This window comes from Serratia sp. CY74737 (assembly GCF_052166775.1).
Classification (GTDB): domain Bacteria; phylum Pseudomonadota; class Gammaproteobacteria; order Enterobacterales; family Enterobacteriaceae; genus Serratia; species Serratia ureilytica.
The window spans coordinates 109398-122295 of the sequence record NZ_JBJNOF010000014.1 but is presented as its reverse complement, the minus strand read 5'-3'; the positions used below and the strand labels follow the sequence as shown (position 1 = coordinate 122295).

The following is a 12898-nucleotide window of genomic DNA, read 5'->3' as shown; positions in this document are numbered from 1 at the left end:
CCTCTTGCCCTCGCTTACGGTTAACTGTATAAATAAACAGTAAATCGCTTCGGGGGCAATTATGCGTGTTGAAGTCACTATAGATAAAACCCGGCCGCTGCCGTCGGGCGCCATTGAGGCGCTGACCGGCGAGCTGGGCAAACGGGTCAATCGCCAGTTTCCAGACGCCGTCGTGCACGTCCGTTATGCCGGCGCCAACGGGCTCTCCGTGCTAGGGGGCGCCAAAACCGACCGGGATCTGATTGAGGAAATCCTTCAGGAAACCTGGGAAAGCGCGGACGAATGGTTCAGCGCAGAATAACACTGCAATGCTGTTTTTGCCGGGGGTCGCTCTCCGGCTTTTTTGTTTCTGGCGCCCTGCCCATTCATCGCTTACCCTTACTCTGGAACCAAATCCGCCTCAGCGCTGTATTTAACGCAAAGGAGTAAGCATGGCCCCGGACAAGGTGAAATCCGAAGACGCAATGACGTTTGGCGAATTGCTGGCGCTGATTGCCGATCAGAAAAGACGTTTGAACGTACTGGAAGTGGCCTTCTCTTACCTGGCCTTCAGCCTGGATGACAAAGCCAACCAACGGCTGATCCACAGCCTGAGGATGGAATCGCAAAGCCAGAATCGCGACGCCGAAACGCAGAAACATTTCGCGCACTTGGCTGAAGAACTGGAAAAATGCCTGCACGGCTCCGCCCCACCCACCGGCGGCGCGGAATAACGCCACAGGCTTTACTCATCGCGCGTTCGCACCCAAATTTGTAGAATAATTGTTCAAATAAATATTTATTTTGCAATTTTAGGTGACAACCCCTCCACCGATGAAAGCGGATGCGTATACTGTAATTGCTCTCATGATGATGAGCCGCATTGATCCTCGTTAGTCACTCACGGTAGTTACTACTCAATAAGGGGTCTTTATGGACAGAAATGATGAAGTAATTCAGACGCACCCGCTTGTCGGTTGGGATATCAGTACTGTCGACGTTTACGACGCCATGATGATACGCCTTCATTACCTGTCTTCACTAGACCAAACGCCCGAAGAAGCCCAAGTAGACCGAACGCTTTGGCTGACCACAGATGTCGCCCGTCAATTAATCAATATCTTAGAGGCCGGCATCGCCAAGATTGAAGCTACGGATTACCAGGATCTTGATCGCAGAAAACATTGATTCATCGTCTCCTACCCCCTAAGGCGCCGCGATCTTTCCCGGCGCCTTTTCTTCGCCTTTCGCCGTTCAATCAGTGCATTGCGTCCGCCAACCTTTTATCATGGGGGCATAAGAAATCGCTATCAGAGAGGGTTGGCACGTGGAATATGATTTGATTGTGGTGGGCAGCGGTTCCGTCGGCGCGGCGGCAGGCTATTATGCCACGCGGGCCGGCTTGAAAGTGCTGATGATCGACAGCGCTATCCCTCCGCACCGAAACGGCAGCCATCACGGCGATACCCGCATTATCCGTCACGCTTACGGCGAAGGCGAAAAGTACGTGCCGCTGGTGCTGCGCGCGCAGGCGCTGTGGAATGCGCTGATTCAACAATCCGGCGAGGAACTGTTCCAGTCGTGCGGCGTGCTCAACCTGGGGCCACAGCACTCCGAATTCATTCGCAATGCGCAGCTCAGCGCGCAAAAATTCCGCCTGAACGCGCAAACCCTCAGCGCCGAACAGATCAATCAGCGCTGGCCGGAATTCCGAGCACCGGAAGGTTATGTCGGCGTATTCGAGCCAGACGCGGGGTTCCTGCGCGCCGAGCTGGCGATAACCAGCCTGATCAAGCTGGCGAAAGAAGCCGGCTGCAGCCAGCTGTTCAACTGCCCGGTCAACGCGGTAGAACCCATCGATGGCGGCGTTGAGGTCATCACCGGCGAAGGGCGTTTCACGGCGCGAAAAGCGGTGATCACCGCCGGCACCTGGGTCAAAGCGCTGTTTCCGCAACTGCCGATCGCACCGCTGCGCAAAGTCTTCTCCTGGCATCAGGCAGATGGCCGCTACAGCGTGAACAATCGTTTCCCTGCCTTTACCGTCGAAGCGCAAGACGGCACGCACTATTACGGTTTTCCGGCGGATAACGACGGCCTGAAAGTGGGCAAACACGACGGCGGCCAGCCGATGGATGCCCCCGAGCAGCGCAAACCCTTCGGCAGCTACGCCAGCGACGGCACGGAAGTTTTCTCCTTCCTGCGGCAATTTTTGCCGGGTGTAGGCGTATGTTTACACGGCGAAGCCTGCAGCTATGATATGAGCCCCGACGAAGACTTTATTATCGATACCCTGCCGGATTGCGATCGCCTGATGGTCATCAGCGGATTGAGCGGCCACGGCTTCAAGTTCGCCAGCGCTCTGGGCGAGATCGCCGCGCTGTTCGCGCAGGACAAAGCGCCGCCGGTTGACGTCTCAAGCTTTGGTCTGAAACGATTTAGCTGAGCGAAGGATTTCGCTGTCCAAGTCCCCCTCAGGCACTGGACAGCGAAATTTGGCGGTTACAATTTGTTAACCTGCTAACTCTTTTAAATACCAAGTAAAAATCCTGATAACGGAAATTTCTTATATTCAGCAGTTGAATTTCCGAATTGAACACTTGCAGTGTAAGTCCTATTTTACAGAAGATATGCTCCATCGGCTTTCAACAAGGACGTCACCATGAAACTACTTGTCGTGGACGAATGCTGCTTCACCCGGGTCGGTATAGCCAGCTACTTTGCTGATAGTGGGATCACGACGATCAAGTGCTGCCACAGCATTGAATACGCTACATCGCTGTTGGCCAGCTTTCAGCCGAGCCACATTCTGGTGAACCTCAGCAACCAATGCCGCTATAACGAAGCGGATGCGCAACTGCAGGCCTTTATGGAAGCCAGCCAGTCCGCCTTGCTGTTTATCTATCTCGATACACCTTACCCTTACAGCGAAGCGCCAATGCGCATCGCCGATAACGCTTTTCTGTTCAATAAAAGCATTCTGCCGCTCACCTTACGCACGCTGCGCGAGAATCCGCTGGCGCTGGCCGATGACGGCGAAGAGCGTTCCCTGTTCAGCCCGCAGGAGCTGACGGTAATGAAGTATTGGATGGCAGAGATGCCTAACTACCGCATTGCGAAAAAACTGCAGATTAGCTCCCATACGGTCTATGTGCACAAGCGTCACATCACGGAAAAGATCAACGCGCGCAACCGGCTGGAGTTTTACTCACTGTATAACGTGCTGCGCTATTTCTACCCGCCGAGCACGCCGGCGAATTCAACGCCGCTGGCGCTGTTGGCCGTGTAACCTCAAGCCTGCGATAACGCAGGCTTTTTTATCGCCACTTTCCCGCCACTCACGCGCGGCGCGCTATAAATGACGCCGAGAAAAGGACTATAATCAAGGGTCCTTCTCTTCAGGCGGCTGAAATGTTAAACCGAATACTGGCGGCTATCGTCAACAATGTGCGTGAGCATCTGGTGCTGTACCTTTGTCTGTGGCTGGTGCTGCTGGCGTTGGATGTCTATTTCTTCTTCGTCATGTAAGCCATGCCGCCGTTATTTCCCCGATTGAGCTTCAACCGCTTCGGCGATCCCGCCCAGGTGCTGGAATTGCAGCAGATGAGCAGACCGCTGCTGCGCCCCGGACAGCGGTTATTGCAGATGCGCTATGCCCCGATCAACCCTTCCGATCTGATCCCGATCCACGGCCAATACGCGCACCGCATCGCCCTTCCTCAGGTGCCGGGATATGAAGGCGTGGGCGTCGTCGTCAATCCGCAGAATGGGCATTCAACGGGCCGACGCGCGCTGGCGGTAGCGGGTAACGGCAGTTGGCAAACGTTCGTCACGCTGCCTGAAGATCGGGTGGTCTGGGTGCCGGACGACATCGACGACGCCTGCGCAGCGCAAATCTATATCAACCCGCTCACCTGCTGGGTGCTGTTGACCCAATGGCTGCCGCTCAGCGCCGGCGACGTACTGCTGCTCAACGGCGGCGGCTCCGCTGTCAGCCTGCTGCTGGCGCAGCTGACGGCGCTGCGCGGCATTCGTCTGGCGGTCGTGGTGCGCAATGCCGCTCATCGCCAGGCGTTGCTGGCCGCCGGCGCCTGGCGCGTTATCGAAGCGCCGCAGCTGGCGGAAATGACGAATTTTGGCGCCCGAGCGGCCATCGACTGCATCGGTGGAGAGGACGGATTGCAGCTGGCGCGGGCGGTCCGCACCGGCGGCGATTTTGTGGCGCTGGGCCTGCTGAGCGGCCGCCAGGTAGACTGGCGGTGCGTGGTGGACGAGTTAAAGCTGCGCGCTTCGCTGTTCCACCTGCGTAAATGGAATGCGCAGGCGGCGCCGGCGCAGTGGCAAACGGCGTTTTATCAGCTATTCCAGCTGCTGCGGCGTGGCCAGTTGACGCTGCGCCCGCCCGCCGCGATTTACCCTTTGCATCAGTACGCAGCGGCGCTGCACCACGCCACGCAGCCCGGCGTGAATGGCAAAATCTTCCTTACGCCGACGACATCTGAGACGATTGCGGTGGATGAACCATTATTCAACGGGGTTCCCAATAAATAAAACGCAATGGAGGAAAAGGCGCCTTTTCCGTTAATGTAAACTTATTAGTGGTGAGATGCCCTTTTATTAGGGCAACGGACATTATTATGCTATCAATCTCTACGCTTTGAGATAAGGCGCATCGTTACCCAAGAAATAACGATCGATAGTAAAATGAGCATGGCAATTAAAGAGTCAAACGATGAACTCATTAAATCTAGTGGGTTTGAGATCTTCGCCACCTTTAAGTACGAATCCTCTGATAGATGCCTGAAAACTACTTCAGCCAGTACGACAAGTCAGGCAACAACAGCAGATTGGGGTTGTAGTGGTAAAGTAATACTGGCCACGGTTTTACAGTAAGAACGGTATCTGTTCTCTGATTCTTCCGGCGTCAGCCCCCCGCTGTAATGATGAGGTCTGACGCTATTGTCTTAATTCAGGATATAACCGCCGATTTGACGCCGGGCCTCATCACTCCCTGCGTAACCATTTGTCGGAACCCATTCTGTTTTCAGACTACGGAAGAAGCGTCCCATTGGGCTGTTATCCCAGTAGTTCCCTCGCCGACTGACGCTTTGCTTTATCCTGTAACGCCAAAGAACTTGTTGATATTTAAGGCCGGTATACTGGCTTCCTTGATCACTATGGAACATGACCTACCGGGGTTGGCCACGCGTCTCATAGGCCATCCGTAGGACACGACTTACCCACTCTGTATCGGCATTCGCTGACAGACTCCAGCCGATAATTCTGCAGACAAAAAGATCCATGACAACTCCCTAGTGCAAAACTATTCCAGCAAAAAGGCTCCGGTATTAATTTTTTTCAGAGCCAACAATAGTTACATGGTTAATGAATTTATATCGAGTAACTGCCTTAGCTGAAAATCAACGACTGGAAGAACCGGTGAAAATAAATGACGAGTGGTTTTATACGGAAAAATTTTTCCTTGGTTGACTATGTGCTCTCTGATTTTTAACGGGCAGAACGGCTCACCATTATTCCAGTCGTGTACTCTCACGCGTACATCAGTATAGTCAAGCAATATACAAGGAAGGTACGTTAGCCCAAGATTATTGGCCACGCGATATCGATGGTTGCCATCCATAATGATCCCCGTGTTTTTTTCAATGGGAACGGGTGTTATCCATTTTTGGCAACGCGCTATCTCCTCTGTTAATGCTATAACATGTTCCATGTTGACCTCTTCAGAGGGACGGATCAAGGCAACTGGGTGTAATATTACCTCATACTGCATGTTCACCTCACCTGAAATTTTCAAGGGCATTAAGTAAGATATCTATCTCATCTTCACTGTTATACGCATGAACGGATGCACGAACGACTGACTCCAACCCACGATTTCGCATGTCAATGAATGTCGAACTCGATCGAGAACATGAGACATTAATTCGACGTGGTTGAGCCGATAGGTATTCCTTAACAGATTCAGCTGTTTTATTTTTAACTGTAAATGTAACGATTCCTGATAGATTCTCTCCTTTATCCTGTAACTGAACGTGCGGTATACATTTCAGGCCTGAGCGAAGTTGCTTAGCCAACTTAAAAATCCTTTGCGTTACTTTATCTTGCCCTAACGAAAGCGCATATTTCGCGGCCGCCCCCAGGCCAAGCCTGTCAGCAATATTTGCCTCCCAGCATTCGAATCGTCGGGCTCCCTCGCTAATATGATAACACTGCTCATCTATAAGACTGGCAGCATGGTGATCAAGCCACACCGGTTCAATATTCGAACTCAGGGTGCTGTCCATCCATAAAAAACCCGTACCGCGTGGAGCTCTCAGGTATTTACGCCCTGAGGCTGTTAACACGTGGCACCCAATTTTTTGGACATCAAGTTGTAAATGTCCAATACCCTGGCAAGCATCAAGGAAAAACCACACGCCAGCATCACGAGCAAGGACGCCCATTTTTTCTACCGGCTGTATTGGTCCTCCATGAGTTCCCAGTATTGGGAGACTGATTAATCTGACTCGAGGATTGTCAAGGGCATGTTGTAACTGCTTCAGACAAACAGCCCCGTCCTCATCCGCTTCCAGAATGTTGATCTGAATGCCATCACGTTTTTGTCGTTGCAGGTAAGGTATATAATTGCCTGCATATTCAGTGGTCGAAGTCAGGATGATATCCCCTGGGCGCAAGGGAAGAGAGTAGAATGCGATGTCCCAGGCCCGGGTAGCATTTTCCACAAGCGCGATATCTGCAGGCTTTGCCTGGATCAATTTCGCCAGATAACCATATATATCACCAAGCCATTGGCGCTCACGCTCTGCGGCTTCATACCCACCGAGGGTAATTTCTTTTAAATAGTGTTCATGTACAGCCTGTATAACCGGGACAGGCATTAAGCTTGCTCCCGCATTGTTAAAATGAATAACATGCTCAGTCCCTGGCGTGTCAGCGCGGAGTTGCTCCAGACTTAATACCATGATTATCCTCCTCTTTTTTCAGGCTTACCATATATCCGGATTGATACGGAACGGGAAGAAATTCCTGATGCAGGCGACGGAATGTATCATCAGCGTCCAGGTCCGCGAATAATTGTGGATGTATCCATCTGGCTAGTTGCTGGATGGCAATGACATCATACGGGCTGTTGTAGAACTGATGCCAGATGGCGAAAAATGCGCTATTACGGCGGGCAGTGCTATCTGCATAAGCTGGACGGCTGGTGAACCATGCCAGCTTACGCCTGGATTCGTCGATATTGACGCCCGGCCCGAGAGGGATCCACCTTCCACCAGGAACGAAGGCCTGAAAATTCCCGCTGGTGAGTATGACGACATCAGGATTTGCAGCTATGACCTTTTCGGGATTTAACGTAAAAAATGAACCGGGAGCAAGATTGGCTGCGATATTGTCTCCTCCGGCTAATTTAGTAAAACGCCCAAAGCTCCCCTTGCCAAAGGTCATACAGCATTCTTCTGAATAACCTCCAAGACGTTCTAAAAATACCGTTGGCAATGGCTTCTTTAATTTTAAAGTCCTGGATGTGACGCGTTGTAATTCACTATCGCGAAATTTTAAATAGGCTTCAGAGCGTTCCGATTGGCCAAATAGCTCGCCAAATAGTTTCACTGTTGGAGGAATATGTGCAATAGGGTCATACCGAAAATCCACGTAGACAATTGGGATACCCGCACTGGCAAGTGCGGCCTCATACCCTGAGTCAACAATGGCATTTCGCGCATCCATATTCATGATGATGACGTCAGGTTTCAGATTAATAGCCTGTTCGATATCGAAGGTCCCTTGCTCGCGGCCTCCAAATGTCGGAATTTTCTCCAGTTGTGGAAACTGTTGCCGGTACTGCTGCCATGTTGCCGGATCTGACTGTATTAAATCTTTCCGCCAGGCCACTATCCTCTTGGCAGGATTTTCTTTATCAAGCATGGCGACCAGATACAGTTGGCGCCCTTCCCCAAGGATGACACGCTGTACCGGTAATTTGATGTTAACGGTTCGGCCAAAGAGATCGGTTACAGGCGTCATCGTCTGTTCAGCATGAGCAATTGATGAGGTTAACAATACAATAAAGAGCACAAGTCGTAATATCATTTCTCATAACCTATTTTCTTGTTGAATTCCCTTGAAGATCGGCTGATTTTTAACGTAATAATTAAAGTCATGGAATACATAACCGCAACGCAAAGAAACAACGCTGACAACCCTGGCCAGAGAAGGACTACGCCCCCCAAAGCAATACCTGTAATGGAGGCGAACTGGCTGATACTCTGGACTACCCCCAATATATACCCTTGCATACCTTCGGCTGTTGTACGCGAGATTAATGCGGTAAGTACAGGCGTGGTTGCGCCAAGGAGAATTCCCCATAAAAAATAAAGCCCGATAAACCAGCGGGTTTCCCTTACTGTAGCCAGCAGCAGTGTTACCAGGATACATCCCATGATGACCCCCACCATTCGGTAGAGCGTGCTGGCTATATCGTGCGCTTCAAACCATCTTGCCCAGAGAGACGCTGATACAATCACTCCCGTAGCCTGTAATCCATAAGCTAATCCTGTTAGCCAATTAGGGGCATTGAACACCGTGCTGACATAAAGAGAAAAAGGCGTTTGCGTAATCATACGGCTCATTAATAACAAGCCAAGAACCGTCAGTAAGCCAACAATGACGCCATTGTTGATTCCAGTTGGAGTCCTTTTCTTATCTTTTGAATGAACAGCTGAAGTGGGCGAGACTCCATGAGGAGCATCAGCAGGTAATATGAAAAGAACAATCAGTGCACACAGCGTACAAATAATAAATGCGCTGACGTTTATCCAGAAGAAACTCAGTAGATCGAGAATGGCTCCCCCGATAATCGCCCCTGCCAAAGAGCCTGCGTTGGTTGACACCTGTAACCAGGCAAAAAGTCTCGTACGCTGTGCCGCTGGCACCATTGCAATACCATAGGCCTGAGCCGGCGCAATATAACCCGCACAGGTACCCTGCAAAAAACGTAAAATAAGCACCAGCCAGACGTCATTGGCGAAAGCAAGCCCGAGTTGCGTTAATGCCAGGCCCATCAGTGCGCGGATCATCATGACTTTATTGCCCGTTTTGTCGCCTACCCGCCCCCAGAATGTACTGGTTAGCATAACGCCAAGCATCGGCGCTATATACACTCCCGTGCCAGCGATGCTCAGTAGTTCTGTGGACGTCATGCTTTCGAGATGAAGCGGCCAAAAAGGGCCACTCATTTCCATCGCTCCCATCGAAAGCAGTTGCACGATAAACAGAAACTGGACAATAAAAGTCACGCTGCCCGTTACGCGCATCCTCACTCCCCCCTTACCATTGGCCAATCGGCGGGGATCGGGGAGGGGGCAATCTTCCCTCCCATATACTCGCAACACCAGTAATAGATTTCTTCTATATATGGTGTTGGCACCCTGAGCCTCTGGCCGATCGAAACCAACAGGCTTAAACCACAGCCAATATCTTCCCGAAAGACCCGATGGTTTTTGTCAAAAATAAAAGTGTCGGATCGCCCTTCGCGGATCAGAGGCAGCGGGATACCCTCATAGGCCTTATTCGTTCGTAAAACGCTGAGGAGTGTTCTGGGGTCAGAAATTGAGTCACCGTATGCCTCGACTATTTCCTGCTGCAATGACTGCACAGAGCTGAGATCGATACCCAGTGAAAGTTCGGCAGCTTTACATAAGGCCTGATTTTCCTCATCACAGCGAGCAAGGAAATAAGCACCGAGTTCCGGGCAGTCACTCCACCAACACGGAATATGATTGAAAGCATGCCCGTGCCACTGCCCCCATGGGCCGATGAGACCATAAATGACGGAGCTGTGCATGATTGGATTTCCTGGTGTAAGGGTAATCTCCAGGTAATTAGAAAGCAGAGTGACGGGAGCTTCATAAAGCTGCTTCAGGTAATCAAGCAGAATATCGGTATTCTCAGGTGTTTCCCGGCAATGAACAGCCACGTACAACTGTGATTTCGCCCCCCCCATCCTGACACGTTTTCCAGGTACAAGATCAAACGCAATATGGGGGACATCTTTCATGCCCCATATAACAATATTCGATAAGCATCCAAATGCTTTTTCTGCCATCCAGTCAAATCCGCCAAAACCGGGAATGGCTCCGACGAAGACCTGCTTATGCCGTGGCAGTGCTGGCGCGATGCTGTGAAGCACGCTTTCGCGCACATGGCTTGGGGCAGTAATGATAATGAGATCTGCAGCGGTACAGGCTTCATCGGCAGACGCCGTCATCCTGACGGCAGGGGCTTTTATAACATTTCCGTCAGGCATGATCGCATGCAACTGAGCGCCACTGCCTTGATATGCGGTGACAGTTTCTGACCGGCTAGTGTAGAGAGTTACTGCAACTGCGGGATTTTGACTGAATAAAATGGCAGCAAGATGGCCCGTACGGCCGGCCCCACATATTGTTACCCTTAACTTCTCGCCTGAGAACATTATTCTCCCTCCTCAACAGAAGAGAGTGCAAACCAGCTATCAAGTTGCCCCCAAACTTGCACGGAGAGAAGATCCCGTTCTTTGAGCCACTCCTCATTGAAGATCGTATTTAGATATTTTTCACCGCCATCTGCAATAACGAGAGCCACATTCCCCCGAATCGTTCCATTATTGATAAATTCCAACGCTTTATATATTGCCCCCCCGGTAGAACCGCCAACAAGCAACCCGAAACGGCGCGCAAGATAGCGTGCAGTTTCAAAAGCGCAGACGTCGGAAACCTGTTCACCATAATCAATGCAGCTGTAATCCAGAACTAATCCGACGGTGTCTCCTTCCGGTGTGCCGGTTCCTGATTGATAATAGGGCTTTCCTGGCTTTCCAAATACGATAGAGCCTTCTGGCTCTACGGCGATCGTGACTGTATCCGGATTATGAACCTTGAGGCCATGCGCTATCCCTGTCATCGAACCGCCAGTGCCAACACATCCAACCCACGCGTCGACTTTGCCAATCTGGCAGATAATTTCACGCACCAGGTCTGCATATCCACCGGCATTGGCTGCATTATCTGATTGGTTCATGAACACTGCGCCGGGTATTTCACTCGCAATTTCAGCCGCCATACGCTGTCGTTCCACAACCGCGACTTCATTTTCGCCGTAATTACCCTTAACGTAACGAATATCTGCTCCCAGAGCTCGCATGATGGTAATTTTATCCTGAGCGGCATGGTGGTCCACCACTGCAATAAATTTAAGCCCAAATTCGATAGCCGCAATGGCCAGGCCGATCCCCGTATTTCCTGACGATGATTCAACAATTGTCCCACCTGGTTGGATTCGCCCTGATTTCAGCGCCGCAACAATCATATTTCTGGCCATGCGATCTTTCATGCTCCCGCCAGGATTGTTTTTCTCCACTTTGATATAAAGGCGAGACTCAGATTGCGCCAGCGGTAATTGAATGACGGGAGTATTACCAATCAAATCAGTTACTTTTCTGAAGATCATTTTACAACTCCTTAATTGTCAACGGTAAAAATGAGGTTTTGGCGCGAGCTCATGACAGCAGTCAGTCTTGTGGGGAGCGGGTGCCGGTGGAACTGGTTTTCCAGTAAATCCATTTGGTAACCAGCAGTATTGGCAAATATCAGCAAGTCGCCCGGTTCAGGCAGGTGCTTGAATGTAATCAGACGGTTAGTTATAACGTCCTCGTCAAGGCAACTATGACCCGCAATCCATGCTTTCGCAGCAGGAGGTGGCTCATGAGAATTCTGACGAATATGGAGCGGATCGCTTAGGAATTCAGAGTTAAACCACGTTTCGCATGCACTGAAGCTACTTCCCTCGACAAAAATAACGTATCCGGAATCACCGTGAGGCCGGACTCGACATACGCGAAAAACACTTATGGCGCTCTGGTTGGCCAGACTTCTTCCGGGCTCGACACACAGCGTTAATCCTTCATCGATTAATGCATCGCAGACTCTTTTACCCGCAGGGTCCGCGCCGCCAAGAAACTGAGTGAGCCAGTGCTCAGCGTTTATATCGCCACCATAGGGATAGAAAGCATCCGGGACCCGTCGAGTACGATAGTTTTCCTGCGTTTGTGAGGATAGCCATGCCTTATAGCAATTCCCCTCTACATACTGAACGGGCAATCCTCCCCCGATATCGATAATGCATGGGGAATGGCCAAGACTACGGGCGCAGGCAATTAACGGTAAAGTGTCAAAAAAAGCGTTAACCCTGGATACGGGCGAGTAGCCACTAATATGGAAATGGAAGCCATCGATTTTTAAGGGATTACAGGTCTCGAGTTTCTGAAGCACGGCACTCACTTCACGGGATGACATACCAAAACGGCTGGTATGGCTGAACGCGGGGCGAAGGCGCAGTAGTAGACTGATCCGGCCTGTCGGGCTTTTCCAGCGTTTAGCTACCTCTATGAGATCGTCCATTTCCTCGACTGAATCCACAACAATCCGCGCCCCCTGCAGAATTAACTCCTGCAAAAAACGTATTGTTTTTGCAGGACCAGTGGCACACAAATCGTTGCCTCTGCATCCAGCGCGGATAGCATCGTTGAGTTCTTGCAGGCTGGATACATCAGCCCCTGTTCCGGCAGTGACGGCCGCCTGTAATAACGACTGTGATTTATTGACTTTAACGCCATAATAAAATTTCGCTTCAATGCCAAATCCCGCCGTAATAGCAGCCATCGCATTGAAATTATTCTCCACGGTATGTGGCCAAACAATATTGAGCGGAGAACCGTAAATTTCTGATAAGCGAACAAGAGTATCAGGAGACGTCTCTAACCATCGGGCAATAACAGGATCCACATAGGGGGGTAATTCTCTGGCAGGGCTTACCCGCCATGAAGTTGTTTCCCGGCAATAGGTATTTAACAGCGAAGCCATAT

General features: G+C 50.9%; 14 protein-coding genes and 1 pseudogene. 7 read left to right on the top strand and 8 right to left on the bottom strand.

All coding sequences use genetic code 11. From position 1 onward, the window contains the following. The first annotated feature begins 61 nt into the window (after positions 1 to 61). The 7 genes from dinI to ACJ8PE_RS19110 all read left to right on the top strand — a co-directional run bounded on the left by dinI (position 62) and on the right by ACJ8PE_RS19110 (position 4527). Positions 62 to 301, top strand: a complete 240-nt coding sequence (dinI, locus tag ACJ8PE_RS19140; RefSeq protein ID WP_033638037.1) for a DNA damage-inducible protein I — start codon at positions 62 to 64, stop codon at positions 299 to 301. A gap of 130 nt (positions 302 to 431) precedes the next feature. Continuing rightward, a complete protein-coding gene (locus tag ACJ8PE_RS19135; RefSeq protein WP_197792806.1) occupies positions 432 to 713 on the top strand; it encodes a hypothetical protein in 282 nt (93 codons plus the stop codon). Between the two features lie 199 nt (positions 714 to 912). Beyond that, positions 913 to 1167, top strand: coding sequence for a biofilm formation regulator BssS (bssS, locus tag ACJ8PE_RS19130; RefSeq protein WP_004927812.1), 255 nt, complete (start codon positions 913 to 915; stop codon positions 1165 to 1167). A 139-nt stretch (positions 1168 to 1306) separates the two neighbouring features. Then, a complete protein-coding gene (gene solA / locus ACJ8PE_RS19125; RefSeq protein ID WP_197792804.1) occupies positions 1307 to 2422 on the top strand; it encodes an N-methyl-L-tryptophan oxidase in 1116 nt (371 codons plus the stop codon). A gap of 216 nt (positions 2423 to 2638) precedes the next feature. Further along, entirely contained in the window at positions 2639 to 3265 is a 627-nt protein-coding gene (locus tag ACJ8PE_RS19120) for a LuxR C-terminal-related transcriptional regulator (protein ID WP_033642674.1), read from the top strand. A 122-nt stretch (positions 3266 to 3387) separates the two neighbouring features. Beyond that, positions 3388 to 3504, top strand: coding sequence for a DUF2770 family protein (locus ACJ8PE_RS19115; RefSeq protein WP_004927822.1), 117 nt, complete (start codon positions 3388 to 3390; stop codon positions 3502 to 3504). Between the two features lie 3 nt (positions 3505 to 3507). After that, positions 3508 to 4527, top strand: coding sequence for a zinc-dependent alcohol dehydrogenase family protein (locus ACJ8PE_RS19110; RefSeq protein WP_197777359.1), 1020 nt, complete (start codon positions 3508 to 3510; stop codon positions 4525 to 4527). Positions 4528 to 4805: 278 nt separating this feature from the next. Here ACJ8PE_RS19110 and ACJ8PE_RS19105 read toward each other — a convergent pair. The 8 genes and pseudogenes from ACJ8PE_RS19105 to ACJ8PE_RS19070 all read right to left on the bottom strand — a co-directional run. Next, positions 4806 to 5285: pseudogene (locus ACJ8PE_RS19105) on the bottom strand (DDE-type integrase/transposase/recombinase); the annotation flags it as partial. A 65-nt stretch (positions 5286 to 5350) separates the two neighbouring features. Next, on the bottom strand, positions 5351 to 5767 hold the full coding sequence (locus tag ACJ8PE_RS19100; protein WP_071605388.1) for a ParB N-terminal domain-containing protein: 417 nt from the start codon (positions 5765 to 5767) through the stop codon (positions 5351 to 5353). A gap of 7 nt (positions 5768 to 5774) precedes the next feature. Beyond that, entirely contained in the window at positions 5775 to 6959 is a 1185-nt protein-coding gene (locus ACJ8PE_RS19095; protein ID WP_197761086.1) for an aminotransferase class V-fold PLP-dependent enzyme, read from the bottom strand. Continuing rightward, complete coding sequence (locus ACJ8PE_RS19090; RefSeq protein ID WP_197792801.1) at positions 6928 to 8088, bottom strand: ABC transporter substrate-binding protein; 1161 nt, start codon at positions 8086 to 8088, stop codon at positions 6928 to 6930. The genes ACJ8PE_RS19095 and ACJ8PE_RS19090 overlap by 32 nt, the downstream gene beginning before the upstream one ends. Continuing rightward, on the bottom strand, positions 8085 to 9311 hold the full coding sequence (locus ACJ8PE_RS19085; RefSeq protein ID WP_197761103.1) for an MFS transporter: 1227 nt from the start codon (positions 9309 to 9311) through the stop codon (positions 8085 to 8087). Before ACJ8PE_RS19085 ends, ACJ8PE_RS19090 begins: the two co-directional genes overlap by 4 nt. Positions 9312 to 9313: 2 nt before the next feature. Continuing rightward, positions 9314 to 10471, bottom strand: coding sequence for an NAD/NADP-dependent octopine/nopaline dehydrogenase family protein (locus tag ACJ8PE_RS19080; RefSeq protein WP_197792799.1), 1158 nt, complete (start codon positions 10469 to 10471; stop codon positions 9314 to 9316). Beyond that, a complete protein-coding gene (locus tag ACJ8PE_RS19075; RefSeq protein ID WP_099782702.1) occupies positions 10471 to 11484 on the bottom strand; it encodes a PLP-dependent cysteine synthase family protein in 1014 nt (337 codons plus the stop codon). The genes ACJ8PE_RS19080 and ACJ8PE_RS19075 overlap by 1 nt, the downstream gene beginning before the upstream one ends. An 11-nt stretch (positions 11485 to 11495) precedes the next feature. Then, entirely contained in the window at positions 11496 to 12896 is a 1401-nt protein-coding gene (locus ACJ8PE_RS19070; RefSeq protein WP_197761107.1) for a Y4yA family PLP-dependent enzyme, read from the bottom strand. Positions 12897 to 12898 lie beyond the last annotated feature (2 nt).

Coding starts and splice junctions, on each gene's coding strand:
- ACJ8PE_RS19120 (WP_033642674.1), top strand. CDS start 2,639: ATGAAACTACTTGTCGTGGACGAATGCTGCTTCACCCGGGTCGGTATA.
- ACJ8PE_RS19070 (WP_197761107.1), bottom strand. CDS start 12,896: ATGGCTTCGCTGTTAAATACCTATTGCCGGGAAACAACTTCATGGCGG.
- ACJ8PE_RS19110 (WP_197777359.1), top strand. CDS start 3,508: ATGCCGCCGTTATTTCCCCGATTGAGCTTCAACCGCTTCGGCGATCCC.
- dinI (WP_033638037.1), top strand. CDS start 62: ATGCGTGTTGAAGTCACTATAGATAAAACCCGGCCGCTGCCGTCGGGC.
- ACJ8PE_RS19100 (WP_071605388.1), bottom strand. CDS start 5,767: ATGCAGTATGAGGTAATATTACACCCAGTTGCCTTGATCCGTCCCTCT.
- ACJ8PE_RS19085 (WP_197761103.1), bottom strand. CDS start 9,311: ATGCGCGTAACGGGCAGCGTGACTTTTATTGTCCAGTTTCTGTTTATC.
- ACJ8PE_RS19095 (WP_197761086.1), bottom strand. CDS start 6,959: ATGGTATTAAGTCTGGAGCAACTCCGCGCTGACACGCCAGGGACTGAG.
- ACJ8PE_RS19135 (WP_197792806.1), top strand. CDS start 432: ATGGCCCCGGACAAGGTGAAATCCGAAGACGCAATGACGTTTGGCGAA.
- ACJ8PE_RS19090 (WP_197792801.1), bottom strand. CDS start 8,088: ATGATATTACGACTTGTGCTCTTTATTGTATTGTTAACCTCATCAATT.
- ACJ8PE_RS19075 (WP_099782702.1), bottom strand. CDS start 11,484: ATGATCTTCAGAAAAGTAACTGATTTGATTGGTAATACTCCCGTCATT.
- bssS (WP_004927812.1), top strand. CDS start 913: ATGGACAGAAATGATGAAGTAATTCAGACGCACCCGCTTGTCGGTTGG.
- ACJ8PE_RS19080 (WP_197792799.1), bottom strand. CDS start 10,471: ATGTTCTCAGGCGAGAAGTTAAGGGTAACAATATGTGGGGCCGGCCGT.
- ACJ8PE_RS19115 (WP_004927822.1), top strand. CDS start 3,388: ATGTTAAACCGAATACTGGCGGCTATCGTCAACAATGTGCGTGAGCAT.